This window comes from Flavobacterium luteum (assembly GCF_008806775.1).
GTDB classification, from domain to species: domain Bacteria; phylum Bacteroidota; class Bacteroidia; order Flavobacteriales; family Flavobacteriaceae; genus Flavobacterium; species Flavobacterium luteum.
The window spans coordinates 90,657-116,290 of the sequence record NZ_WAEM01000002.1 but is presented as its reverse complement, the minus strand read 5'-3'; the positions used below and the strand labels follow the sequence as shown (position 1 = coordinate 116,290).

At 32.7% G+C, this 25,634-nt stretch carries 22 protein-coding genes and 4 tRNA genes; 24 read left to right on the top strand and 2 right to left on the bottom strand.

Annotated elements, in window-relative coordinates:
• The first annotated feature begins 174 nt into the window (after positions 1–174).
• The 24 genes from F6464_RS04315 (at position 175) to F6464_RS04200 (ending at position 23,281) form a co-directional block, all read left to right on the top strand.
• Positions 175–2,118, top strand: a complete 1,944-nt coding sequence (locus F6464_RS04315) for a putative porin (protein ID WP_151106578.1) — start codon at positions 175–177, stop codon at positions 2,116–2,118.
• Positions 2,119–2,264: 146 nt separating this feature from the next.
• Positions 2,265–3,626, top strand: coding sequence for a pyridoxal-phosphate dependent enzyme (locus tag F6464_RS04310; RefSeq protein ID WP_151106577.1), 1,362 nt, complete (start codon positions 2,265–2,267; stop codon positions 3,624–3,626).
• Between the two features lie 13 nt (positions 3,627–3,639).
• The gene (locus F6464_RS04305) at positions 3,640–4,122 is read left to right on the top strand and encodes a 3'-5' exonuclease (RefSeq protein ID WP_151106576.1); all 483 of its coding nucleotides are present in this window, start codon (positions 3,640–3,642) and stop codon (positions 4,120–4,122) included.
• Between the two features lie 98 nt (positions 4,123–4,220).
• Positions 4,221–5,492 (top strand): DUF2851 family protein, encoded by a 1,272-nt coding sequence (locus F6464_RS04300; protein ID WP_151106575.1) that lies wholly within the window; start codon positions 4,221–4,223, stop codon positions 5,490–5,492.
• 69 nt (positions 5,493–5,561) lie between these two features.
• A complete protein-coding gene (locus F6464_RS04295) occupies positions 5,562–5,789 on the top strand; it encodes a PspC domain-containing protein (RefSeq protein WP_151106574.1) in 228 nt (75 codons plus the stop codon).
• Between the two features lie 9 nt (positions 5,790–5,798).
• Positions 5,799–6,683 carry a ComEA family DNA-binding protein gene (locus F6464_RS04290; protein WP_151106573.1) on the top strand — a complete coding sequence of 295 codons (885 nt, stop codon included), beginning with the start codon at positions 5,799–5,801 and terminating at the stop codon, positions 6,681–6,683.
• A gap of 12 nt (positions 6,684–6,695) precedes the next feature.
• Positions 6,696–7,838 carry an acyl-CoA dehydrogenase family protein gene (locus F6464_RS04285; protein ID WP_151106572.1) on the top strand — a complete coding sequence of 381 codons (1,143 nt, stop codon included), beginning with the start codon at positions 6,696–6,698 and terminating at the stop codon, positions 7,836–7,838.
• Between the two features lie 227 nt (positions 7,839–8,065).
• Positions 8,066–8,260: a 30S ribosomal protein S21 gene (rpsU, locus tag F6464_RS04280; RefSeq protein WP_116725400.1), complete on the top strand. Its 195-nt coding sequence runs from the start codon at positions 8,066–8,068 to the stop codon at positions 8,258–8,260.
• Positions 8,261–8,378: 118 nt separating this feature from the next.
• Positions 8,379–9,275, top strand: a complete 897-nt coding sequence (locus tag F6464_RS04275) for a tyrosine-type recombinase/integrase (RefSeq protein ID WP_151106571.1) — start codon at positions 8,379–8,381, stop codon at positions 9,273–9,275.
• A 32-nt stretch (positions 9,276–9,307) separates the two neighbouring features.
• Entirely contained in the window at positions 9,308–9,610 is a 303-nt protein-coding gene (hpf, locus tag F6464_RS04270) for a ribosome hibernation-promoting factor, HPF/YfiA family (RefSeq protein WP_151106570.1), read from the top strand.
• A 91-nt stretch (positions 9,611–9,701) separates the two neighbouring features.
• Positions 9,702–9,775: transfer RNA gene (locus tag F6464_RS04265), tRNA-Thr, on the top strand.
• 46 nt (positions 9,776–9,821) lie between these two features.
• Positions 9,822–9,902, top strand: a tRNA-Tyr gene (locus F6464_RS04260).
• Between the two features lie 102 nt (positions 9,903–10,004).
• A tRNA-Thr gene (locus F6464_RS04255) sits at positions 10,005–10,076 on the top strand.
• A gap of 59 nt (positions 10,077–10,135) precedes the next feature.
• The gene (tuf, locus tag F6464_RS04250) at positions 10,136–11,323 is read left to right on the top strand and encodes an elongation factor Tu (RefSeq protein WP_151106569.1); all 1,188 of its coding nucleotides are present in this window, start codon (positions 10,136–10,138) and stop codon (positions 11,321–11,323) included.
• 60 nt (positions 11,324–11,383) lie between these two features.
• A tRNA-Trp gene (locus tag F6464_RS04245) sits at positions 11,384–11,454 on the top strand.
• A gap of 14 nt (positions 11,455–11,468) precedes the next feature.
• On the top strand, positions 11,469–11,666 hold the full coding sequence (gene secE / locus F6464_RS04240) for a preprotein translocase subunit SecE (RefSeq protein WP_151106568.1): 198 nt from the start codon (positions 11,469–11,471) through the stop codon (positions 11,664–11,666).
• Between the two features lie 10 nt (positions 11,667–11,676).
• Positions 11,677–12,228 (top strand): transcription termination/antitermination protein NusG, encoded by a 552-nt coding sequence (gene nusG / locus F6464_RS04235; RefSeq protein ID WP_151106567.1) that lies wholly within the window; start codon positions 11,677–11,679, stop codon positions 12,226–12,228.
• 66 nt (positions 12,229–12,294) lie between these two features.
• A complete protein-coding gene (rplK, locus tag F6464_RS04230) occupies positions 12,295–12,741 on the top strand; it encodes a 50S ribosomal protein L11 (RefSeq protein ID WP_151106566.1) in 447 nt (148 codons plus the stop codon).
• A 3-nt stretch (positions 12,742–12,744) separates the two neighbouring features.
• Complete coding sequence (gene rplA, locus F6464_RS04225) at positions 12,745–13,434, top strand: 50S ribosomal protein L1 (RefSeq protein ID WP_151106565.1); 690 nt, start codon at positions 12,745–12,747, stop codon at positions 13,432–13,434.
• A 22-nt stretch (positions 13,435–13,456) separates the two neighbouring features.
• Positions 13,457–13,951 (top strand): 50S ribosomal protein L10, encoded by a 495-nt coding sequence (rplJ, locus tag F6464_RS04220; RefSeq protein ID WP_151106564.1) that lies wholly within the window; start codon positions 13,457–13,459, stop codon positions 13,949–13,951.
• A 91-nt stretch (positions 13,952–14,042) separates the two neighbouring features.
• Positions 14,043–14,411 (top strand): 50S ribosomal protein L7/L12, encoded by a 369-nt coding sequence (gene rplL / locus F6464_RS04215; protein ID WP_151106563.1) that lies wholly within the window; start codon positions 14,043–14,045, stop codon positions 14,409–14,411.
• 266 nt (positions 14,412–14,677) lie between these two features.
• Positions 14,678–18,490, top strand: a complete 3,813-nt coding sequence (rpoB, locus tag F6464_RS04210; RefSeq protein ID WP_151106562.1) for a DNA-directed RNA polymerase subunit beta — start codon at positions 14,678–14,680, stop codon at positions 18,488–18,490.
• Positions 18,491–18,575: 85 nt separating this feature from the next.
• Positions 18,576–22,892, top strand: coding sequence for a DNA-directed RNA polymerase subunit beta' (gene rpoC, locus F6464_RS04205; protein ID WP_151106561.1), 4,317 nt, complete (start codon positions 18,576–18,578; stop codon positions 22,890–22,892).
• A 77-nt stretch (positions 22,893–22,969) separates the two neighbouring features.
• On the top strand, positions 22,970–23,281 hold the full coding sequence (locus F6464_RS04200) for a DUF3467 domain-containing protein (protein WP_151106560.1): 312 nt from the start codon (positions 22,970–22,972) through the stop codon (positions 23,279–23,281).
• A gap of 61 nt (positions 23,282–23,342) precedes the next feature.
• On the opposite strand, the gene F6464_RS04195 is transcribed toward F6464_RS04200, so the two are convergent.
• Positions 23,343–24,758 carry a hypothetical protein gene (locus F6464_RS04195; RefSeq protein ID WP_151106559.1) on the bottom strand — a complete coding sequence of 472 codons (1,416 nt, stop codon included), beginning with the start codon at positions 24,756–24,758 and terminating at the stop codon, positions 23,343–23,345.
• Positions 24,755–25,465 carry a glycosyltransferase family 2 protein gene (locus tag F6464_RS04190; protein ID WP_151106558.1) on the bottom strand — a complete coding sequence of 237 codons (711 nt, stop codon included), beginning with the start codon at positions 25,463–25,465 and terminating at the stop codon, positions 24,755–24,757. The genes F6464_RS04195 and F6464_RS04190 overlap by 4 nt, the downstream gene beginning before the upstream one ends.
• Positions 25,466–25,634: the final 169 nt, after the last annotated feature.

Below are 25,634 nucleotides of genomic sequence, written 5' to 3'. Positions count from 1 at the left end.
TGATTTTTTTGAATTATTTTTTCGTTCAGGTTGATTTTTTTAACAATAAGGTAAAGTTTCTTTTATTTTAAATGGCTTTTTTATTGGCTAAAACATTTCATTAAATTACAAATTTTTTACTAGTAAGATGCTTTTTACAAACAAATACCTATTTTTGTTGCTTATAATATATGTATGAAAATTGTATTTTCAGTTTTAATTTCTCTTTTTTCCATAATAGTTTTTTCACAAGAGCCAACAAAAGAGAAACAAAAAAAGAGTCTTGTAAAGTCAGAAGCGCAAAAAGCTAAAGAGCGCTCTCAAAAAGCTCCAATTACTTCTTATAAGATAATCACTTTGGATCGCGATACTACTTTTGTAGATACTTCTCTTACTATTAAAAAAGAGTACGATTATAATTATCTTCGTAAAGATAATTTTGGTCTTTTGCCTTTTGCAAATGAAGGGCAAACCTACAATACATTACAATTTGATTTAAATAGGGTATCTCCTTTTCCAGAATTTGGTTATAAAGCCAAGCATTTTAATTATCTAGAAGCTCACGATATTAAGTATTACTCGGTTGCAACCCCTTTAACCGAATTGTATTTTAAAACAGTGATGACCCAAGGTCAAAGTTTGGATGCTTTTATCACACTGAATACTTCGGAAAGATTTAATTTTTCTATTGCTTATAAAGGATTACGATCTTTAGGAAAATACATCAATCAACTTTCAAGTACTGGAAATTTTAGATTTACAACAAGTTATCACACTAAAAACAAACGTTATTTTGTAAATGCACATTTTACAAGTCAAGATTTTCTTAACGGAGAAAATGGTGGAATTACTTCGATAGTTGATTTTGAAAGTAAAAGCCCAGAGTTTAAAGAACGACAACGATTAGAAGTCTATTTGACTGATGCCAAATCCTTTATAAAAGGGAAACGAATATTTTTAGATCATAACTTTAGAATTAATCCTAATGATGGAAATAACAATTTGTTGCTAACACACCAATTTAATTATGAGAATAAGTTTTTCGAATACAATCAGGCTACAGTTGTTTCCACTATTGGAGATAAAAAAATCAATAGATTTGGTGAAGCATTTGTTACCGGCGGAATAAACGATCAAGTTCGATACAATCGAATGTATAATAAAATAGGAGCGGTATATGAAAATGAGACTTTAGGTAAGTTTCAGTTTTTTATTGACGATTTCAGATATAATTATTATTACAATACGATATTTATTGTATCAGATAAAGTAGCGCCAAACTCTTTAAACGATGCCATTAATTCCTTTGGCGGACAATACGAATATCAAAAAAACAAGTGGAAAGGATCGTTTTTATATTCTAATTCAATTACCAATCAATCGTTAACAAATATTGACGGAAATTTAAAATATAAAATTGATGATAAAAACGAATTTTCATTTCAGTATCAAAATTTAAATAAACTTCCAGATCATATTTATAACTTACATCAAAGTAGTTATTTAAAATACAATTGGTTCAATAATTTTAAAAACGAAAAAATAAATTCGATACAAATTAATGCCAAAACAAAATGGTTTAATGCTAGCTTATTTGCAACTACTATCAATGATCATCTCTATTTTATGGATGAGAGTACAATAGAAAATGTCCAATTAGTTACTCCAAAACAATATGATAACACCATCAAATTGTTATCGGTAAAAGCAAGTAAGGAAATAAAATTTTGGAAATTAGCTCTAGATAATACAATTCTTTTTCAAAAAGTCGATCAACAAGATGCAATTTTAAATCTTCCAGAATTGGTAACCAGAAACACACTTTATTTTACCAATTATTTCTTTAAAAAAGCTTTGTATTTGCAAACAGGAGTCATTTTTAATTATTTTACAAAGTACAATGCTAATGACTATAGTCCTGTGCTTTCAGAATTTTTTATTCAGAATAACAAAGAAATAGGCAACTTTGCAAATATGGATTTTTTTGTAAATGCAAGGATTAAACAAACTCGAATTTTTATAAAAGCCGAACATTTTAATTCAGCACTTTCTGCAACAAATACTTTTTATTCTGCTCCAAATTATCCGTATCGAGATTTTTTAATTCGTTTTGGATTGGTTTGGAATTTCTTTCAATAATGTGTTTTATTCAAAAATTAAACTAGAATTATAGAAAAAGTTTAAACGTATTGTAAAATCTTAACATAATTTTGAATTATCTATTTATAACTAATTCATACATTTGAATGTTGTTCAATCTGTTTTGACAACTTGCAAAAACAATTATGAAATACTCCCAAAATATTTTAGGAACTATTGGAAATACACCTTTAGTTAAATTAAACAAAGTTACTTCAGGAATTGATGCGCTAGTTTTAGCTAAAGTAGAAACTTTCAACCCAGGAAATTCCGCAAAAGACAGAATGGCCTTAAAAATGGTCGAAGATGCCGAAGCCGATGGACGATTACAACCAGGAGGAACAATCATTGAAGGGACTTCTGGAAACACAGGAATGGGACTTGCATTAGTTGCAATTATAAAAGGATACAAACTTATTTGTGTTATTACGGATAAACAATCTAAAGAAAAAATGGATATTCTACGTGCTGTAGGAGCCAAAGTAATAGTTTGTCCAACCGATGTAGAACCAACTGATTCTCGCTCTTATTATTCAGTTTCAAAAAGATTAGCTCAGGAAACTCCAAATTCTTGGTATGTAAATCAATATGATAATCCCTCAAATGCTATAGCGCATTATGAGCAAACCGGCCCTGAAATTTGGAGACAAACAGAAGGTAAAATAACCCATTTCATAGTAGGCGTAGGAACGGGAGGAACTATTTCGGGAGTTGCAAAATATCTAAAAGAAAGAAATCCGAATATTAAAGTTTGGGGTATTGATACTTATGGTTCTGTTTTTAAGAAATACCATGAAACAGGAATTTTTGATGAGAATGAAATCTATTCGTATATCACTGAAGGAATTGGCGAAGACATACTTCCTAAGAATGTAGATTTTTCCTTAATTGATGGATTTACAAAAGTTACCGATAAAGATGCTGCCGTTTACACTAGAAAAATAGCTTTAGAAGAAGGAATATTTGTTGGTAATTCTGCTGGTGCCGTAATCAAAGGATTGTTGCAACTAAAAGAACATTTTACTTCAAAAGATGTAATTGTCGTTCTCTTTCACGATTCAGGAAGTCGATATGTAGGCAAAATGTTCAATGATGATTGGATGAGAGAAAGGGGGTTTCTCGAGGAAGAATTAACAAAAGCAGAAGATGTAATAAAGGATCATTTAGACAAACCTTTAATTGTTGTGAGAACTGAAGAATTGGTATCGCATGCTATCGAAAGAATGCGAAAATATAAGATTTCTCAAATTCCAGTTATTGATGTTACAGGATTTGTAGGCTCTGTTGATGAAAGTGATTTATTTCGAAGTTATGTTGCAAATAAAGACGTTGCCGATAAACCCATCAAAGAAATTATGGGAAAACCATTCCCAATTGTAAAATTAAATACACCAATAGAGGAGCTTTCCAAATTGTTTACTAAAGAAAATGATGCAGTTTTGGTAGATTTAGATAATGGGAATCATCACATTATTACAAAATCAGACATTATAGGTTCTATAAAATAATCATATAAATAAAATGACTTTCGTTGCTATAGATTTTGAAACTGCCACAGCCTATCATCCTTGTTCCGTAGGGATTGTTACAGTTGAGAATGGTGTTATTGTTGATGAATTCGTAAGCCTGATTAAGCCTCCCAAAAACGAATTTTCACCATTCACCATAAAAGTTCACGGAATTTATCCTAGAGATACCATACATGCAAAATCATTTATACAAGTGTTTCCTGAAATTAAAAAAAGGTTACAAAATAAAGTCGTAGTAGCACATAACGAAAGTTTTGATAGAAATGTTCTTGCTAAATCTATGGCAATGCATCAATTGAATTATGAAGATTTAAATATTAGTTCACGCTGGGAGTGCACAGTGAAAATTTATAAAGCCAAAGGATTTGTTCCAGTCAAATTAAGCGATTGTTGTAAACGAATGAATATACAACTAAATCACCATGAAGCCCTTTCTGATGCAAGGGCTTGCGCTACATTGTATTTATTGCGTTAAATTCAAATAGAAGTTATTTTGATTTAATTTATTTTTCAAATTGTTTTTTTACTACTTTAGTCTTTCATCTCGTGTTTGTTATTTATAAGCCAAAATAAATGAAAGAAGATTTTCTCCATTACCTCTGGAAATTCAAAAAGTTCGATATTTCAAGTTTAAAAACCTCAAATGGTGAAGATGTTACTATTGTAAATGTTGGACAGTATTTACAGTTGGCTGGACCTGATTTTTTTAATGCACAAATCACTATCGGAAATCAAAAATGGGCAGGTAATGTCGAGATTCATATAAAATCTTCCGATTGGTATGTACATCATCACGAGCGAGATGAAGCCTATGAAAGTGTTATACTTCATGTGGTTTGGGAACATGACACCGAAATTTTTAGAAAAAACAATATTGAAATTCCTGTTTTAGAATTAAAAAACTATGTTTCAAAAGAAACTTTAGAAAAATACCAGTCTTTACTAACACCAAAATCTTGGATTTACTGCGAAAAACAACTCGAGGCAATTGATGATTTCACAGTTAACAATTGGAAGGAGCGTTTGTTTTTTGAGCGTTTAGAAAGAAAATCAATAAATATTCAGGAATTGTTGGTTCAAACCAATCAGGATTGGGAAGCAGTTTTGTTTTGTCTGTTAGCAAAGAATTTTGGACTCAATACTAATGGGGAATTGTTTTTAAGAATCGCACAATCTATTCCGTTTTCAGTATTTAGAAAGGAAAGTTTTGAATTAGATAATCTCGAAGCATTGCTTTTTGGAAAAGCAGGTTTGCTAAGTATAGAAAAAGAGGATAGGTATTTTAAAAATTTACTTTCAAGATTCAATTATTTAGAACACAAATACCAGTTAGAGCAATCGATTTTCGAAATAGTACAGTTTTTTAAACATCGACCAGATAATTTCCCAACTATTCGATTGTCGCAATTAGCAAATGTATATCACAGTCAGCAAAATTTATTTTCAAAAGTAATTGAAGCGAATTCTATAAAAAACATTTATGATTTTTTTAAAGTTTCAGTTTCTGATTATTGGCAAACCCATTATCAATTTGATAAAGAAAGTCCGAAGAAAATGAAATCACTTTCCTTAGCTTTCATTGATTTGATAATCATAAATACCATTATTCCTATACAATTTGCTTATGCTAAAAGTCAAGGTAAAGAAATTTCAGAAGATTTAATTCATTTGATGCAAAATGTAGCTCCAGAAAGCAATACCATCATTCAAAAATTTAGTTCTTTTGGGGTCAAATCTAAAAATGCATTTGATACGCAATCATTGTTGCAACTCAAAAATGAATATTGCAACAAAAGCAAATGTTTAGATTGTGCTATTGGAATGGAGTTATTAAAGAAAAATTAATTTGTAAATTAGGGCAAACGTTAATTCTAAAATTTTGTAGTTTTACAAAAAAACATCAAACATAAAAAAATGTCTTTAGTAATCCGACTTAAATATTTTTTTGAAAAACATGGTTTTCATGTATCCTCTCGATTGGCAGACCGTTTAGGTATGCGAGCCAATAGTGTACGGTTGTTTTTTATTTACATTTCTTTTGTAACTGCAGGACTTTGGTTCGGAGTTTATTTAACTTTAGCTTTTTGGTTACGACTTAAAGATTTAATTCGGGCAAAACGCAGTTCAGTTTTCGATTTGTAAAAATAAATAATGAATCTAACTACTTTTAAATCCTATTTCAAATATACTTCGTCGCAACGAAGCGGAGTATTCTTGTTGCTATTGCTTATTATTGTTTTTCAATTGGTTTACTTTTTTGTAGATTTTACTTCTCTCAAAAAAAATGAGAATAATAAGGAGAAACTACAATGGCTTTCGTTACAATCTCAAATTGATGATGCAAAGCAAGAAAAAAAGGAAGATATTCCTAAAATATATCCATTTAATCCCAATTTCATAACTGATTTTAAAGGGTACAAACTCGGGATGTCTACTCAGGAAATTGATCGATTACTTGAATTTAGAAAATCAAATAAATATGTCAATTCTGCAAAGGAATTTCAAGCGGTAACAAAAGTTTCCGACTCTTTATTAAATAGCATTTCCCCTTTTTTTAAATTCCCAGATTGGGTAATAAATAAAAAAGAATTCAAATCTTTTTCAAAACAAAAATTCGACAAAAAAGAAAAAATAGTTGTTTTAGACATTAATCAAGCGACCAAAGAAGATTTGAAAAAAGTTTACGGGATTGGCGATGGATTGTCAGACAGAATTCTTAAAGAAAAAGAGAAGCTTGGAGGTTTTGTTACTATGGACCAAATGAAAGATGTTTGGGGATTGTCGCCAGAAGTTGTTTTAAAATTGAATGAATATTTTAAAATAAAAATAATGCCCAATATAAAAAAGATAAACATTAACAGCGCCTCAATTAAGGAGTTGATGCAATTCTCTTATTTTAGTAAATATCAATTGGCAAAATCAATTGTTACCTACAGAAGTATGAATGGAGAAATTAAAAATACTGAGGATTTAACAAAAATTAAGGACTTTCCTGTCGAAAAAGTCAATACAATTGTCTTATATTTGGAATTCTAAAAAAATTAAAGAATGAATTTCGAATACAGTGAGACTCAAAATATGGTTGCGCAATCTATTAGAGATTTTGCTGAAAAAAATATTCGTCCTCATATTATGGAATGGGATGAGGCTCAAATTTTCCCTGTTGATTTATTTAAGAAATTAGGAGAAATGGGTTTTATGGGCGTTTTAGTTCCAGAAGAATTAGGCGGGTCAGGTTTAGGATACCACGAATACATTACCATTATAGAAGAAATATCAAAAGTAGATCCATCAATAGGATTATCGGTTGCTGCTCATAATTCTTTATGTACCAATCATATTTTAACTTTTGGTAACGATGAACAAAAGAAAAAATGGATTCCAAAATTAGCATCAGGCGAACATATAGGCGCTTGGGGTTTGACAGAGCATAATACAGGATCGGATGCAGGCGGAATGAATACAACTGCTATTAAAGACGGAGATCATTGGATAATAAATGGCGCTAAAAACTTTATTACTCACGCTATTTCTGGTGATATTTCCGTGGTAATCGTTCGTACAGGAGAAAAAGGAGACTCTAAAGGAATGACCGCTTTTGTGTTCGAAAAAGGCATGTCAGGATTTACTTCAGGAAAAAAAGAAAATAAATTAGGGATGCGCGCTAGCGAAACGGCAGAATTAATTTTTGATAATTGTCGAATTCCAGACGCAAACCGATTAGGAGAAGTAGGTCAGGGATTTATCCAGTCTATGAAAATTTTAGATGGTGGTCGAATTTCTATCGGAGCCTTATCATTAGGTATTGCTAAAGGAGCTTATGAAGCAGCCTTAAAATATTCGAAAGAAAGACATCAGTTTGGCAAAGCAATTTCTGAGTTTCAGGGAATTTCCTTCAAATTAGCCGATATGGCAACTGAAATCGAAGCCTCAGAATTATTAATTCACAAAGCAGCCTATCTCAAACAGCAAAACAAACCAGTAACTACAGCTGGTGCGATGGCAAAAATGTATGCTTCAGAAATGTGTTGTAAAGTCGCTAATGAGGCCATTCAAATACATGGAGGTTATGGATATACCAAAGATTTTCCTGTTGAAAAATTTTACCGAGATGCTAAATTATGCACTATTGGCGAAGGAACTACTGAGATTCAAAAAGTAGTAATTTCTAGGAACTTGTTGAGAGAGTAAAAAAGAATGTTGATAATAGACTAATAGATTATATAATATAAAAACGAGATGCAAGGTCCGAGGCAAAGCCGAACGGAACGAAGCTAAATAATAACTTGGCTTTTTCGATTTGGTTTATTTTTCTTTTTTTATTCCATTTCCTTCTTGAAAATAATCTACAATTCATAACTCATAATTCAAAATTAAAATGTACTTTTGCACCCTTAACGAGAGGAGGTGTCTATATTATGTTAATTATACCAATTAAAGACGGAGAAAATATCGATAGAGCATTAAAGCGCTATAAAAGAAAATTTGACAAAACAGGAACTGTTCGTCAGTTGAGAGCGCGTACTGCTTTTATTAAACCTTCTGTTACCAATAGAATGAAAATCCAGAAAGCGGCTTACATTCAAAACATGAGAGATAACTTAGAAAGTTAAAATTTAATTTTCTCAGCAATATACTAACCGTTAGTTATTAAAGTTTAATACCTTTGATATTAACGGTTTTTCTTTGTGTGAGGAATTGCTAGAAACCGAAGCAAATCAATCTTTTTATATGACGAATTATTTACAATCATTTAAAGATTATCTACAACTAGAGAAAAATTATTCTCCGCATACTGTGAATGCTTATATAAAGGATTTAGGGTTTTTTGAAAAATTCATAAAAGAAGAGTTTGACCAGGAAAATCTAATAAAAGTAAATTACAGTCAAATCAGAAGTTGGATTGTCTCATTAGTGGATGCTTCTATCTCAAATACCTCTGTCAATAGGAAAACAGCATCTCTAAAGTCATTTTATAAATTTTTACTAAAGACCAAACAAATTGATGTCAGTCCTTTGTTAAAACACAAAGCTTTAAAAACTGCAAAAAATCTTCAAATACCTTTTTCAGAAAAAGAATTAAATAATGTATTGCATCTAATAAAATATCCTGAGGGTTTCGAAGGCATAAGAGACAAGTTAATTATTGATTTGTTTTATACAACAGGAATACGAAGAACAGAATTAATACATTTAAAAGTTTCAAATGTCAATCATTCAAACAATACGCTTAAAGTTTTAGGAAAGAGAAACAAAGAAAGAATACTTCCGATTTTGCCAATTGTTTCACAGCAAATAAATTTATATTTTTCCGAAAGAGCTAATTTAGAACAAATTAACGATGATGACTTTTTTTTCTTAACAACAAATGGTGTGAAAATGAATGATTCGCTTGTATATCGTTTAATAAATAACTACTTTAGTCATGTCTCTGAGAAGGTAAAAAAGAGTCCGCATATTTTAAGGCATACTTTTGCAACTCATTTACTTAATAACGGGGCAGATATCAATTCAGTAAAAGAATTATTGGGGCATTCTAGTTTAGCATCTACTCAAGTGTATACCCATAGCAGTTTAGCAGAGCTAAAAAAAATATACGGAAATGCTCATCCTAGAAGTCGAGATTAGTTCATAATAATAACCATTAAAAAATGTTAATCATGAAGGTAAATGTAAATGCTGTTAACTTTGCTGTTGACGGAAAGTTGGTAGATTTTATTCAGCAAAGGATGGATAAGTTGGGGAAATATTACGATAAAATTGTGTCATCAGACATTTTTTTGAAAGTAGAAAAAACAAGCGACAAGGAAAATAAAATTGTAGAGGTAAAATTACATGTCCCAGGAGATGATTTTATGGTAAAGAAGCAATGTAAAACATTCGAGGAAGCAGTTGAGTTGGCGGCTGAATCTTTAGAGCGATTATTAGTTAAAAGAAAGGAAAAAATCAATGCGCATATTTAATATAAAATTTTATCAAAATTGTTTTGATTAAAAAACAAAAAGATATACATTTGCAGTCCGTTAGAAATAGCGGGCTTTTTTTATTGAATTTGCCAGCGTAGCTCAGTTGGCTAGAGCAGCTGATTTGTAATCAGCAGGTCGTGGGTTCGAGTCCCTCCGCCGGCTCAATGCAGTTGGTGATCATCTATTATCAATTATCAATTTAAAAAGAGGGGAGATACTCAAGCGGCCAACGAGGGCAGACTGTAAATCTGCTGTGTGAACTTCGCAGGTTCGAATCCTGCTCTCCCCACAAGAATGATTTTTAAATTTAAGAATGGCGATTTAGGATTTTTTTTTCAGAATTCTTTCAAAATCTTAAATCTAAAATCCCAATTCCTAAATCAAGGAATCTGCCGACTTAGCTCAGGGGTAGAGTGCTTCCTTGGTAAGGAAGAGGTCACGGGTTCAATTCCCGTAGTTGGCTCAAAATTGTAAAATTTGAACACTAATATATTATATAACTAAGATTAAAAATTAAGTAAAATGGCAAAAGAAAATTTTAACCGTAACAAGCCCCACTTAAACATAGGAACAATTGGGCACGTGGATCACGGAAAAACTACATTAACTGCTGCAATCACGAAAGTATTATCTGATGCTGGTTACTGTCAAGCAAAATCGTTTGATCAAATCGATAACGCTCCTGAAGAAAAAGAAAGAGGTATTACTATCAATACATCACACGTTGAGTATGAAACTGCTAATCGTCATTACGCTCATGTTGACTGTCCAGGTCACGCGGATTACGTAAAAAATATGGTTACTGGTGCTGCTCAAATGGATGGTGCTATTCTTGTAGTTGCTGCAACTGATGGACCAATGCCACAAACACGTGAACACATCCTTTTAGGTCGCCAAGTAGGTATTCCTAGAATGGTAGTTTTCATGAATAAAGTAGATATGGTTGATGATGAAGAGCTATTAGAATTAGTAGAAATGGAAATCAGAGATTTATTAAATTTTTACGAGTATGATGGGGATAATGGTCCTGTAGTTCAAGGTTCAGCTTTAGGTGGATTGAATAATGATCCAGCTTGGGTACCAAAAATTATTGAATTAATGGCTGCTTGTGATTCATGGATTGAAGAACCAATTCGTGATACAGCTAAACCATTCTTGATGCCAGTTGAGGATGTATTTACAATTACTGGTCGTGGAACTGTTGCTACAGGTCGTATCGAAACAGGTATTTGTAATACTGGTGATCCAGTTGAAATCATTGGTATGGGTGCTGAAAAATTAACTTCTACAGTAACGGGTATCGAAATGTTCCGTCAAATCCTTGATAGAGGTGAAGCTGGAGATAATGCAGGTATCTTATTAAGAGGTGTTGCAAAAGAAGATATTAAAAGAGGAATGGTTATTATTAAGCCAGGATCTGTTAAGCCTCATGCAGTTTTCAAAGCTGAGGTGTATATCTTGAAAAAAGAAGAAGGTGGTCGTCACACACCATTCCACAATAACTACCGTCCACAGTTTTATGTACGTACAACTGACGTAACAGGAGTTATTACTTTGCCAACAGGTGTAGAGATGGTTATGCCAGGTGACAACTTAACTATAAATGTATCTTTGTTAAGCCCAATCGCAATGAGCGTTGGTTTACGTTTTGCAATCCGTGAAGGTGGTAGAACAGTAGGTGCTGGACAAGTAACTGAAATAGTAGGTTAATCCTATAAAATAATTTTTTAAAGCCAGTGTTGTTTTTTACAACACTGGCTTTTAACACGAACGGGCGTAGTTCAAGGGTAGAATAGCGGTCTCCAAAACCGTTGATGGGGGTTCGAATCCCTCCGCCCGTGCAAAAAACAAATAGATAATGAAAGTTGTTAATTATATATCAGAAGCATTCGAGGAATTAAAATCAAACACTACTTGGCCAGAATGGGCTGAAGTACAGCGTTTAACGATTGTTGTTGCTGTTTTTTCAGTATTATTCGCTTTGGCAACTTGGGGAGTAGATGAAGTTTTTGCAAAATCATTAGCTGGTTTTTTTAATTGGATAAAAGCTTAATTTTTTTGCAATGACAGAGACTAATCTAAAAAAATGGTATGTTGTAAGAGTCGTGAGCGGTCAAGAGAATAAAGTGAAAGCTTATATCGAAACCGAAATCAATCGACTTGGAATGGTAGATTATATTTCTCAGGTACTTGTGCCTACTGAGAAAGTAGTTCAAGTTCGTGATGGAAAAAAAATCACTAAAGACAAAGTATACTTTCCTGGCTATGTAATGATAGAAGCTAATCTAGCCGGTGAAATTCCGCATATTATTAAATCTATAACTAGTGTTATTGGTTTTTTAGGTGAAACTAAGAGTGGAGATCCAGTTCCTTTGCGATTGTCTGAAGTAAATAGAATGTTAGGAAAAGTAGATGAATTGGCTGTAAAAACAGACTCTCATGCTATTCCATTCAATATAGGTGAAACCATCAAAGTAATTGATGGTCCTTTCAACGGTTTCAACGGAACAGTTGAGAAAATTAATGATGAAAAGCGTAAACTAGAAGTAATGGTTAAAATTTTCGGAAGAAAGACTCCATTAGAACTTGGTTTTATGCAAGTTGAAAAAGTATAATATTTGTTACACTATAATAAACCACATCTATCGCTTCCAATGAAGATGTGTTAAATTTTTAAAAAAATGGCTAAAGAGATTAGTAAAGTAGTTAAACTACAAGTTAAGGGAGGTGCAGCGAACCCATCGCCACCGGTTGGACCTGCTTTAGGTGCTGCTGGTGTTAATATCATGGAGTTCTGTAAGCAATTTAATGCGAGAACCCAAGATAAAGCCGGCAAAGTTTGCCCAGTGCAAATAACAGTGTATAAGGACAAATCTTTCGATTTTGTCGTGAAAACTCCACCTGCTGCTATTCAATTAATGGATGCTGCAAAGCTGAAATCAGGTTCAGGAGAACCTAATCGTAAAAAAGTAGCTAGCGTTACTTGGGAAGTGATTAGAACCATCGCAGAGGACAAAATGGTTGATTTAAATGCATTCACTGTCGAAGCTGCTATGAGCATGATCGCAGGAACTGCTAGGTCTATGGGTATAACAATATCAGGAGAATCTCCTCTAAAACAAGCGTAAGACATGGCAAAATTGACAAAAAAACAAAAAGAAGCTGCTTCTAAAATTGAAAAGAACAAACTATATTCTTTAAAAGATGCATCTGCATTAATTAAAGTAGTTGCTTCTGCGAAATTTGATGAATCAGTAGATATCGCTGTTCGTTTAGGTGTAGACCCAAGAAAAGCAAATCAAATGGTAAGAGGGGTTGTAACATTGCCTCACGGAACAGGTAAAGATGTAAGAGTACTTGCATTGGTTACTCCAGACAAGGAAGCGGAAGCTAAAGCGGCTGGAGCTGACTATGTAGGTCTAGATGACTATTTACAAAAAATTAAAGACGGTTGGACAGATGTTGATGTAATCATTACTATGCCTGCAGTTATGGGAAAATTAGGTCCATTAGGTCGTATTTTAGGACCTAGAGGTTTAATGCCAAACCCTAAAACAGGTACGGTAACTATGGATGTTGCAAAAGCTGTTCAAGAAGTGAAAGCGGGTAAAATTGACTTTAAAGTTGATAAAACTGGTATCGTACATGCAGGAATCGGAAGAATTTCTTTTGATGCTGATAAAATTGTAGATAACGCTCACGAAATTATTCAAACATTAATCAAACTTAAACCAACTGCGGCTAAAGGAACTTACATCAAAAGTATTTACCTTACTAGCACAATGAGTCCTGCAATTGCATTGGATCCTAAAGCAGTATAATTGGTAGTTAAAAATTTTTAGTATGACTAGAGAAGAAAAATCAATCGCGATTGAAGATTTAACTGCACAGTTAGCCGGTTCAAATATTGTTTATTTAGCAGATATTTCTGGACTAAACGCAGAAACTACTTCAAACTTAAGAAGAGCTTGTTTTAAAGCAGGCATAAAATTAGAGGTTGTTAAAAACACCTTGCTTGCAAAAGCAATGGAAGCTTCTGAAAATAATTACGGTGAATTACCTGAAACATTAAAAGGTAATACTTCTATTTTTCTTGCAGATGTAGCAAATGCTCCTGCAAAAATCATGAAGGATTTTCGTAAAAAATCAGCGAAACCTATTCTAAAAGGTGCTTATATCAATTCTGAAATTTACATCGGAGATAACTTATTAGATTCATTAGCATCACTTAAATCTAAAGAGGAAGTTATTGGAGAAATCATAGGATTACTTCAATCTCCAGCTCAAAGAGTTATTTCAGCTCTTTTAAACCAATTCAAAGAAGAAGAGGTTGCTTAATTAGAGCTAATATTTAGTTTGGATTAGGCGTATAAAAACGCGCACATTAATAAATTATATTTTTACAAATCATTTTAAAACGATAGAAAAAATGGCAGATTTGAAACAATTCGCAGAACAATTAGTTAACTTAACAGTAAAAGAAGTTAATGATTTAGCAACAATATTAAAAGATGAGTATGGTATCGAACCAGCTGCTGCTGCTGTAGTGGTTTCAGGTGGAGGAGATGCTGCTGTTGCAGAAGAGCAAACAGAATTTACTGTAGTATTGAAAGAAGCCGGTGCTTCTAAATTAGCTGTAGTAAAAGCAGTAAAAGAATTAACTGGTTTAGGTCTTAAAGAATCTAAAGATTTAGTTGATGCTGCTCCATCAAACATCAAAGAAGGCGTTACTAAAGATGAGGCTGAAGGTCTTAAAAAATCTTTAGAAGAAGCTGGAGCTGTAGTTGAACTTAAATAGTTTTAACCAGTTTTAGGAACTCGGTTTAGGTCTTGAATACGCATTCAAAGACCTAAACCATTTTTCGTATAATAAAAATATAGAAGATTTTATTATAAATTAGTTTAAAATACATAAGTGTTTTTAAATCAATACGATGAAAAAAAGTAGTAGTAATGAGCTTGCTCTAACATTATTTTTAAAGAGGTATTGATTAAAAATAAAGTATTAGTTAAACTGTGTTTTACACAAAAATTACTTTTTTTTAATCAAAATTTTGTCCATTGATGATAACAAATCAGACTGAAAGATTGAATTTTGCCTCAACTAAAAACATTCCTGACTATCCAGATTTTCTAGACGTTCAGGTTAAATCGTTTAAAGATTTTTTCCAATTGGAAACGAAATCTGACGAAAGAGGCGACGAAGGGTTGTATAACACCTTCATGGAAAACTTTCCAATTACAGATACTAGAAATAACTTTGTATTGGAATTTCTTGATTACTTTGTTGATCCACCACGTTACACCATTCAAGAGTGTATCGAAAGAGGTTTAACATACAGTGTGCCCTTAAAAGCAAGATTAAAACTGTATTGTACCGATCCTGAACACGAAGATTTTGAAACTATTGTTCAAGATGTATATCTTGGGACAATTCCTTACATGACACCGAGCGGTACATTTGTTATCAATGGTGCTGAACGAGTAGTTGTTTCTCAATTGCACAGATCACCAGGTGTTTTCTTTGGACAATCTTACCATGCAAATGGAACCAAATTATATTCTGCAAGAGTAATTCCTTTTAAAGGCTCTTGGATTGAATTTTCAACAGATATCAATAGCGTAATGTACGCTTACATCGATAGAAAGAAAAAATTACCTGTTACAACTTTATTCCGTGCCATAGGTTTCGAAAGAGATAAGGATATCCTGGAGATTTTCGACCTTGCTGAAGAAATTAAAGTTTCTAAAACAGGACTTAAAAAATATATCGGTAGAAAATTAGCTGCACGTGTATTAAATACATGGCATGAAGATTTCGTAGATGAAGATACTGGAGAAGTAGTTTCTATCGAACGTAACGAAATAATTTTAGATAGAGATACGATTCTTGACAAAGACAATGTAGAAGAAATTATAGAATCCAACGTTAAATCTATTTTGTTGCATAAAGAAAGTAATAATCAAACCGATTATTCTATTATTCACAACACGTTACAAAAAGACCCCACAAACTCTGAAAAAGAAGCTGTTGAGCACATTTACAGACAATTGCGTAACGCAGAACCACCTGATGAAGAAACGGCTCGTGGTATTATAGATAAATTATTCTTCTCGGATCAACGTTACAATTTAGGTGAAGTAGGTCGTTATAGAATAAACAAAAAACTGGGTCTTGATACTCCTATGGAAAAGCAAGTGCTTACCAAAGAAGACATTATTACCATCGTTAAATATTTGATCGAATTAATCAACTCTAAAGCTGAGATTGATGATATTGATCACTTATCTAACCGTCGTGTTAGAACTGTTGGTGAACAATTGTCACAACAATTTGGCGTTGGTTTAGCCCGTATGGCTAGAACTATTAGAGAGCGAATGAACGTTAGAGATAACGAGGTGTTTACACCAATCGATTTGATTAATGCCAAAACATTATCATCGGTAATCAACTCTTTCTTTGGTACCAACCAGTTGTCTCAATTTATGGATCAAACGAATCCATTAGCTGAGATTACTCACAAAAGAAGATTATCTGCCCTTGGACCAGGAGGACTTTCAAGAGAAAGAGCAGGATTTGAAGTGCGTGACGTTCACTATACACACTATGGAAGACTTTGTCCTATTGAAACTCCTGAGGGACCAAACATTGGATTGATTTCGTCTTTAGGTGTTTATGCTAAAGTAAACGGAATGGGTTTCATAGAAACACCGTATCGTAAAGTAACTAATGGTGTTGTAGATTTAAATGCTACTCCTATATATTTAAGTGCTGAAGAAGAAGAAGGACAGTTAATTGCTCAAGCAAACATCGAAATGGATGCTACAGGTAAAATTACTGCTGAAAATGTAATTGCTCGTCAAGAGGGAGATTTCCCGGTTATTGATCCTGCAAAAGTGCATTATACTGATGTTGCGCCAAACCAAATTGCTTCTATTTCAGCTTCATTAATTCCTTTCTTGGAACATGACGATGCGAATAGAGCGTTGATGGGATCTAACATGATGCGTCAGGCTGTACCATTGTTACGTCCAGAAGCACCTATCGTTGGAACAGGTTTAGAGCGTCAAGTAGCTTCAGATTCTAGAGTTTTGATAAATGCTGAAGGTCCTGGAATTGTTGAATATGTAGATGCTAATATCATTACTATTAAATACGACCGTTCTGAGGAAGAAAGAATGGTAAGTTTTGAAGCTGATGAAAAAACATACAATCTAATTAAATTTAGAAAAACCAATCAGTCTACAAGTATCAACTTGAAACCTATCGTTAGAAAAGGTGACAGAGTGGCTCTTGGACAAGTATTATCTGAAGGATATGCTACTCAAAATGGAGAATTAGCTTTAGGTCGTAACCTAAAAGTAGCGTTTATGCCATGGAAAGGCTACAACTTCGAGGATGCGATTGTTATTTCTGAAAAAGTAGTTCGTGACGATATTTTTACCTCTATCCATGTTGATGATTATTCATTGGAAGTAAGAGATACTAAATTAGGTAATGAAGAATTAACAAATGATATTCCAAACGTTTCTGAAGAAGCTACTAAAGATTTAGATGAAAATGGTATGATTAGAATTGGAGCTGAAGTTAAACCTGGCGATATTCTAATCGGAAAAATTACTCCAAAAGGGGAATCAGATCCTACTCCAGAAGAAAAATTACTTCGTGCAATCTTCGGAGATAAAGCGGGTGATGTTAAGGATGCTTCATTAAAAGCTTCTCCTTCTCTACATGGTGTTGTTTTGGATAAAAAATTGTTCGCAAGAGCAGTTAAGGATAAACGTAAACGTACTCAAGATAAAGATGCTTTAGGCGCTTTAGAAATGGAGTTCGAGACTAAGTTTGTTGATTTAAAGGACAAATTAGTTGAGAAATTATTCTTAATCGTAAACGGAAAAACCTCTCAAGGTGTAATGAATGATTTGGGTGAAGAAGTATTGCCAAAAGGTAAAAAATACACTCAAAAAATGCTTTATGCTGTAGAAGATTTTGCTCACTTAAGTAAAGGTCAATGGGTAGCTGATGATGCTACCAATAAAATGGTTAATGATTTAATTCATAACTATAAAATTAAATTGAACGATTTACAAGGAGCATTAAGAAGAGAGAAATTTACCATTACAGTTGGAGATGAATTACCAGCAGGAATATTGAAATTAGCAAAAGTATACATAGCTAAAAAACGTAAACTTAAAGTTGGGGATAAAATGGCAGGACGTCATGGTAACAAAGGTATTGTTGCTCGTATTGTTCGTCATGAAGATATGCCTTTCCTTGAAGACGGTACGCCAGTTGATATTGTATTGAATCCACTAGGAGTACCTTCACGTATGAACATCGGTCAAATTTATGAAACGGTTTTAGGTTGGGCTGGACAAAAATTAGGACGCAAATATGCAACTCCAATTTTTGATGGTGCAACTCTAGATCAAATCAATGAATTAACTGATGAAGCTGAAATTCCTAGATTCGGACATACGTATTTGTATGATGGAGGAACAGGAGAACGTTTCCACCAAGCAGCAACAGTTGGAGTAATCTATATGTTAAAGTTAGGACACATGGTAGACGACAAAATGCACGCACGTTCTATCGGACCGTACTCTTTAATTACGCAACAACCATTAGGTGGTAAAGCGCAATTTGGAGGGCAACGTTTCGGAGAGATGGAGGTTTGGGCACTTGAAGCATACGGAGCATCTAGCACATTAAGAGAAATCTTAACTGTTAAATCGGATGACGTGATTGGAAGAGCTAAAACGTACGAAGCTATTGTTAAGGGAGAGTCTATGCCAGAACCAGGATTGCCAGAATCATTCAATGTATTGATGCATGAATTGAAAGGTCTTGGATTAGACATTCGTTTAGAAGAATAAAACAATTAACAATTAACAATTGATAAGCATACTGCTTGTCAATTGTTAATTATCCATTATCAATTATCAATTCAAGTTTTAAACTATGATGAATAATAGAAATAACAATAACAACAGAGATAAAAATCCAATCAAAAAATTTGATAAAATCTCGATTGGACTAGCCTCACCTGAATCTATCTTGGCAGAGTCAAGAGGTGAAGTGTTAAAGCCAGAAACAATCAATTATAGAACCCACAAACCAGAGCGTGACGGTCTTTTTTGCGAACGAATTTTCGGACCAGTAAAAGATTTTGAATGTGCTTGTGGAAAGTATAAACGAATTCGCTACAAAGGAATCATTTGTGACCGTTGTGGTGTCGAAGTTACGGAGAAAAAAGTACGTCGTGATAGAGTAGGACACATCAATTTAGTTGTGCCTATTGCTCATATTTGGTATTTTAGATCGCTTCCTAACAAAATTGGATACATTCTTGGTTTACCTTCTAAGAAATTAGATATGATTATTTACTACGAAAGATACGTAGTAATTCAGGCAGGTATTGCTAAAACTCCGGAAGGAGAGTCTGTTCAAAGATTAGACTTTTTAACTGAAGAAGAATATTTAAATATTTTAGACGCACTTCCACAAGACAATCAATATTTGGATGATTTTGATCCAAATAAATTTGTTGCTAAAATGGGAGCTGAGTGTATTATGGACTTATTAGCTCGTATTGATTTAGATGAACTGTCTTATCAATTGCGTCACAGTGCTAATAACGAAACGTCTAAACAACGTAAAACAGAAGCCTTAAAAAGATTACAAGTTGTTGAGTCTTTCCGCGAGTCTAACTTGAACCGTGAGAATCGCCCTGAGTGGATGATCATGAAAGTGGTGCCTGTTATCCCACCAGAATTACGTCCACTTGTGCCACTTGATGGGGGTCGTTTTGCAACTTCAGATTTAAATGATTTATACCGTCGTGTAATTATACGTAACAACCGTTTGAAAAGATTGATGGAGATTAAAGCTCCTGAAGTGATCTTAAGAAACGAAAAACGTATGTTGCAGGAATCGGTAGATTCACTTTTTGATAACACAAGAAAAGCTTCTGCAGTTAAAACAGAATCAAACCGTCCTTTGAAATCACTTTCGGATTCCCTTAAAGGAAAACAAGGTCGTTTCCGTCAAAACTTACTAGGAAAACGTGTGGATTATTCTGCTCGTTCGGTAATTGTTGTTGGACCTGAATTGAAACTATTCGAATGTGGTATTCCTAAAGATATGGCAGCCGAATTATACAAACCTTTCGTTATCCGTAAATTGATAGAAAGAGGAATTGTAAAAACGGTTAAATCAGCTAAAAAAATAATAGACAAAAAAGAGCCTGTAGTTTGGGATATCCTTGAGAATGTTATCAAAGGTCACCCAATCTTGCTGAATCGTGCTCCTACTTTGCACAGATTAGGTATTCAAGCATTCCAACCAAAATTGATTGAAGGAAAAGCAATCCAATTGCATCCTCTAGTTTGTACTGCATTTAATGCGGATTTTGATGGGGATCAAATGGCAGTTCACTTGCCGTTAGGACCAGAGGCTATTTTGGAAGCACAATTATTAATGTTGGCTTCTCATAATATTTTGAATCCTGCGAATGGCGCGCCAATTACGGTACCTTCTCAAGACATGGTTTTAGGTCTTTATTATATGACCAAAGAGCGTTTGTCAACTCCAGAAATGAAAATTTTAGGAGAAGGTTTAACTTTCTATTCTGCTGAAGAAACAAATATTGCCTTAAATGAAGGAAGATTAGAATTGAATGCTCGAGTAAAAATTAGAGCTAAAGATTTTAATGAAGATGGTGAATTAGTTTATAAAATTATACAAACTACAGCTGGAAGAGTTTTATTTAATGAAGTGGTTCCAGAAGCAGCAGGATATATCAATGATGTATTGACTAAGAAAAACTTAAGAGACATTATTGGACACGTTTTAAGCGTGACTAATGTGCCTACAACAGCTGCCTTCTTAGACAACATGAAGGATATGGGATACAAATTTGCCTTCAAAGGTGGATTGTCATTCTCATTAGGAGATATTAGAATCCCAGATGAAAAACCAAAATTAATTGCAGATGCCAGAGCACAAGTTGAAGGTATTTCGGCAAATTATAATATGGGTCTTATCACCAATAACGAACGTTATAACCAAGTTATTGATGTGTGGACTTCAACAAATGCGCAGCTTACAGAAACAGCAATGAAAAACATTAGAGAAGACCAACAAGGTTTCAACTCGGTGTATATGATGCTTGACTCTGGAGCAAGGGGTTCTAAAGAACAAATTCGTCAGTTAACTGGTATGCGTGGATTGATGGCTAAGCCTAAAAAATCGAATGCTGGTGGTGGTGAAATTATTGAAAACCCAATTCTTTCTAACTTTAAAGAAGGTCTTTCTATCCTTGAGTACTTTATTTCTACTCACGGTGCTCGTAAAGGTCTTGCAGATACCGCATTAAAAACGGCTGATGCTGGATACTTAACCAGAAGATTGCATGACGTTTCCCAAGACGTTATTGTAAACATCGAGGATTGTGGAACTTTAAGAGGAATTGAAGTATCTGCATTGAAGAAAAATGAAGAAATTGTCGAAACTTTAGGAGAAAGAATTTTAGGACGTGTAGCATTACAAGACCTTATCAATCCTTTAACTTCTGAAATCCTTGTTCATTCTGGACAACAAATTACAGAGGCTATAATGAAAACTATTGAGGCTTCTCCTATCGAGAAAGTGGAAGTACGTTCACCATTAACCTGTGAAGCGTTAAAAGGAATTTGTGCAAAATGTTACGGTAGAAATTTAGCTACTGGAAAAATGACTCAAAGAGGAGAAGCAGTTGGTGTTATTGCCGCTCAATCCATTGGAGAGCCAGGAACTCAGTTAACATTACGTACGTTCCACGTAGGTGGGGTTGCGGGTGGAATTTCTGAAGAATCTAGCATTATAACTCGTTTTGATGGTAAATTAGAAATAGAAGATTTAAAAACCGTTAAAGGAGAAGATAATGATGGTAATGCTGTTGATATTGTAGTTTCTCGTTCTACGGAATTGAAATTGGTTGATGTAAAAACAGGAATTATTCTGAATACTCATAATATCCCATACGGTTCAAGTATTTTTGTAAAAGACGGAGACGTAGTTTCTAAAGGAACAGTAATTTGTAAATGGGATCCTTATAATGGAGTAATTGTATCTGAATTTACAGGTAAAATTGCTTATGAAGATTTAGAGCAAGGACAATCCTACCAAGTAGAGATTGATGAGCAAACTGGTTTTCAAGAAAAAGTAATTTCTGAATCTAGAACTAAAAAATTAATTCCAACTTTATTGGTTTACGGTAAAGACAATGAACTAATTCGTTCATATAATTTACCAGTTGGAGCCCACTTGATGGTGGAGAACGGTGAGAAAATTAAAGCAGGTAAAGTATTGGTAAAAATACCACGTCGTTCTTCAAAAGCAGGAGATATTACCGGAGGTTTACCAAGAATTACAGAGTTGTTAGAAGCTCGTAATCCTTCAAACCCAGCAGTTGTTTCTGAAATTGATGGTGTTGTTTCTTTTGGAAAAATTAAAAGAGGGAACCGTGAAATTGTTATCGAATCTAAGTTTGGTGAGGTTAAGAAATACTTGGTTAAATTATCAAGTCAAATCTTAGTTCAGGAAAATGACTTCGTTAGAGCAGGTGTGCCATTGTCAGATGGAGCTATTACTCCAGAGGATATTTTAAGAATTCAAGGGCCAGCAGCTGTTCAACAGTATTTGGTAAACGAAATTCAAGAGGTATATCGTTTGCAAGGGGTAAAAATAAATGACAAACACTTCGAAGTGGTTATTCGTCAAATGATGCGTAAAGTTAGAGTTGAAGATCCAGGAGATACTTTATTCCTAGAAGAGCAATTAATTCATACCAAAGATTTTATTGTTGAAAACGATAAATTATATGGTATGAAAGTGGTTGAAGATGCTGGAGATTCAAGTACATTGAAACCAGGTCAAATTATTTCTCCTCGTGAATTACGTGATGAAAATTCATTGTTGAAGCGTACCGATAAAAATTTGGTTGTGGCACGTGATGTTATTACAGCTACTGCTACTCCTGTTTTACAAGGTATTACTAGAGCTTCGTTACAAACAAAATCGTTTATCTCGGCAGCATCGTTCCAAGAAACTACTAAAGTATTAAATGAAGCTGCTGTTGCAGGTAAAATTGATTACTTAGAAGGATTGAAAGAAAATGTAATTGTTGGTCATCGAATCCCTGCTGGAACAGGTATGAGAGAATATGACAATACAATTGTAGGTTCTAAAGAAGATTACAACGAAATGATGGCGAATAGAGAAGAATATATTTATTAAAAAAACAAAATTTTGCCACTAAGTCCTTATTTGGTTAAGTGACTTAGTGGCAAATTTTAATAAACTCTATAAAAAAAATGAGTGAATCAAAGCAACAACAAGGGCAAATCAATATAGAATTAGACGAGACTATTGCAGAAGGAATTTATTCTAATTTGGCGATAATTAATCATTCTGCATCGGAATTTGTTTTAGATTTTGTATGCATTATGCCAGGTACACCAAAGGCTAAAGTCAAATCAAGAATAGTTTTGACTCCACAGCATGCTAAAAGATTAGTAAAGGCATTGGCCGAAAATGTTCACCGTTTTGAAGTTTCTCATGGAGAAATAAAAGACACTGAGCAGCCTCCAATTCCGCTAAATTTTGGACCTGCAGGTCAAGCATAAAAATAAAAACGTCCCGATAGAAATCGGGACGTTTTTTGTTATATAAAATGGACGGACTTGATTATTTTTTTATTTCATAAATATTATATCCATTAACATCATCTATTTTTTTTATTTTATTTTTTTGAATTAAATTCTCTATAAATGGCTCTTCAGGAGAAGTACTATTCATTTTTATTTTTTTCGATACTCTAGAAATTAAGTATTTTGATTTTTCTAACTCTGAATCAGCCAATACAAATGAATAATTATGTTTAAATTTATTATCAGTAAATCCGTCAAAACTATTTAAATTATATAGTGATTTTTCGGTTGCATAGATGATTCTTACATCTAACTTTTTAAATTTTCTGTACAATCCAAATACATCATTATCATTGCAGAAAAGGTATAATGAATATAAAAATATTGTAGTAATAGAAATTAAAACATATAATTTAGAAAAATATTTTTTTAGATTATTAAAATGACTTATTATTTCAAGTGAACAGCCTAAAATTAAAATAAACAAAGGAGATAAATATAAGTATAATCGCTCGGAAAAAGGATACAGATGAAAAATGTTAAATAACAAGTGTATGATTAGAACGATACTAAGTAGTATTATTTCATCTTTAAATATTATTCCTTTTCGTTTAAAAAATATAATAAAAGGAATCGTTAAAAGCATTAAAAAAATTCCCCAAATTTCAAATGCATTATACATAAAAATCCACAAACCATGAATTGTATATAGCGAATATTTAAAAAAACTACTGTTTAATGGAATAAAGGAATCATTCCAAAATATTAGCATAAATTCTTTTAATTCCTTTGCGCCATCTTGTTTCATATACCAAATGAAATATATAATGTAAGGAATAGGTGCTATAAAAGTCAATAAATTTGTTTTAAAAAAGTTAGCTACCTCGGATAAATTTACTTTTATGTTTGAATTGATAAATCTAAATAGGATGTATCCAGCACAAGCGAAAAGTCCAATATTTGACATTAAACACCAAATCATAAAGAATATCCAATTGTATTTTTTGAACCAAGTGGTCTTGAAGTACACTAACAAAATTATAATTCCAGTTAAATCAATGGTATATTGTTTTAGAGTTAATGAATTTGAAATGTTAAAAGGGTTAAATAATAGAATGATAAAGGGTAAAAGAAAAATTAATTTAAATTTATTTTTCTTTATAAAAATGTAAAAAAAGAGTATTCCTAAAACAGATGAAATGAAGCTTAAAATTTTAATATTTATCCAAAAATGTAGCGGAGAAATAGTAATAATTAATTTTTGAAGTAACAAGTATAAAGGTGGTGCACTTTGATTATGTTTTAGTGGGTGTAAAAGTTCAATGAAATTAGAATACTTAATGTTGTTGCCTAAAGCGATTTCATCACCATTAAAAGTGGGAAATATAAATTGGATAAAAAACCTTAAAACTATTCCAGAAATCAAAAGCACTAGATATACTTTTTTCATCATATACCGTATTTTAAAATGCAATAAATTGCTCTAAAACCATCCTTCCAACTTATTTTTTTACCTTCTTCAAATGTTCTACCATAATAACTGATGCCTACTTCATATATTCGAATTCCTTTGATTTTAGAGATTTTTGCTGTAACTTCAGGTTCAAAACCAAATCGAGTTTCATTTAATTTTAGATTTTGAATGATTTCATTTTTAAACATTTTATAACAAGTTTCCATATCTGTTAAATTAAGATTGGTAAACATATTACTTAAAAATGTTAAAAATTTGTTCCCAATGCTGTGCCAAAAAAATAGTACTCTGTGAGGCTTGCCACCCATAAATCGGCTTCCATAAACCACATCTGCAATTCCGTCAAGTATAGGTTTTAAAAGGATATTGTATTCCTGTGGATCGTATTCTAAATCAGCATCTTGAATGATTAAAATATCCCCTGTAGCTTTATTAATTCCTGTATGAAGTGCTGCTCCTTTTCCTTTATTTATTTCATGCTTTAAAATTATAATATTTAAATCATTATTATTTAATAAATATTTATGTATGTTTATTAATGAGTTATCTGAAGAACAATCATCTACAATTATTATTTCTTTAGAAATATTGTTCAGTAATTTTACATCTTTTATTTTGTCCAAAATAAAATGTATTGTATTTTCTTCATTATATACTGGAATAATGATTGATAATTTCTCACTCATTCTGTAATTATATTTCTATTTTTGTTTCTATTTCTATTCAATTTTATAAAGTTAACAGAAAATTTAAAACATTTAAAATTTATATAAAGTAAATATATGCGGTTTTAATGATAAAAAAACTATGTAATTGATTTAAAGTTTATTCTTTAAAAATAACAAAAAAAATGAT

Excerpts from the sequence above, each read along its gene's own strand:
- F6464_RS04315 (WP_151106578.1), top strand. The coding sequence starts at position 175 with ATGAAAATTGTATTTTCAGTTTTAATTTCTCTTTTTTCCATAATAGTT.
- F6464_RS04310 (WP_151106577.1), top strand. The coding sequence starts at position 2,265 with ATGAAATACTCCCAAAATATTTTAGGAACTATTGGAAATACACCTTTA.
- F6464_RS04305 (WP_151106576.1), top strand. The coding sequence starts at position 3,640 with ATGACTTTCGTTGCTATAGATTTTGAAACTGCCACAGCCTATCATCCT.
- F6464_RS04300 (WP_151106575.1), top strand. The coding sequence starts at position 4,221 with ATGAAAGAAGATTTTCTCCATTACCTCTGGAAATTCAAAAAGTTCGAT.
- F6464_RS04295 (WP_151106574.1), top strand. The coding sequence starts at position 5,562 with ATGTCTTTAGTAATCCGACTTAAATATTTTTTTGAAAAACATGGTTTT.
- F6464_RS04290 (WP_151106573.1), top strand. The coding sequence starts at position 5,799 with ATGAATCTAACTACTTTTAAATCCTATTTCAAATATACTTCGTCGCAA.
- F6464_RS04285 (WP_151106572.1), top strand. The coding sequence starts at position 6,696 with ATGAATTTCGAATACAGTGAGACTCAAAATATGGTTGCGCAATCTATT.
- rpsU (WP_116725400.1), top strand. The coding sequence starts at position 8,066 with ATGTTAATTATACCAATTAAAGACGGAGAAAATATCGATAGAGCATTA.
- F6464_RS04275 (WP_151106571.1), top strand. The coding sequence starts at position 8,379 with ATGACGAATTATTTACAATCATTTAAAGATTATCTACAACTAGAGAAA.
- hpf (WP_151106570.1), top strand. The coding sequence starts at position 9,308 with ATGAAGGTAAATGTAAATGCTGTTAACTTTGCTGTTGACGGAAAGTTG.
- tuf (WP_151106569.1), top strand. The coding sequence starts at position 10,136 with ATGGCAAAAGAAAATTTTAACCGTAACAAGCCCCACTTAAACATAGGA.
- nusG (WP_151106567.1), top strand. The coding sequence starts at position 11,677 with ATGACAGAGACTAATCTAAAAAAATGGTATGTTGTAAGAGTCGTGAGC.
- rplK (WP_151106566.1), top strand. The coding sequence starts at position 12,295 with ATGGCTAAAGAGATTAGTAAAGTAGTTAAACTACAAGTTAAGGGAGGT.
- rplA (WP_151106565.1), top strand. The coding sequence starts at position 12,745 with ATGGCAAAATTGACAAAAAAACAAAAAGAAGCTGCTTCTAAAATTGAA.
- rplJ (WP_151106564.1), top strand. The coding sequence starts at position 13,457 with ATGACTAGAGAAGAAAAATCAATCGCGATTGAAGATTTAACTGCACAG.
- rplL (WP_151106563.1), top strand. The coding sequence starts at position 14,043 with ATGGCAGATTTGAAACAATTCGCAGAACAATTAGTTAACTTAACAGTA.
- rpoB (WP_151106562.1), top strand. The coding sequence starts at position 14,678 with ATGATAACAAATCAGACTGAAAGATTGAATTTTGCCTCAACTAAAAAC.
- rpoC (WP_151106561.1), top strand. The coding sequence starts at position 18,576 with ATGATGAATAATAGAAATAACAATAACAACAGAGATAAAAATCCAATC.
- F6464_RS04200 (WP_151106560.1), top strand. The coding sequence starts at position 22,970 with ATGAGTGAATCAAAGCAACAACAAGGGCAAATCAATATAGAATTAGAC.
- F6464_RS04195 (WP_151106559.1), bottom strand. The coding sequence starts at position 24,758 with ATGATGAAAAAAGTATATCTAGTGCTTTTGATTTCTGGAATAGTTTTA.
- F6464_RS04190 (WP_151106558.1), bottom strand. The coding sequence starts at position 25,465 with ATGAGTGAGAAATTATCAATCATTATTCCAGTATATAATGAAGAAAAT.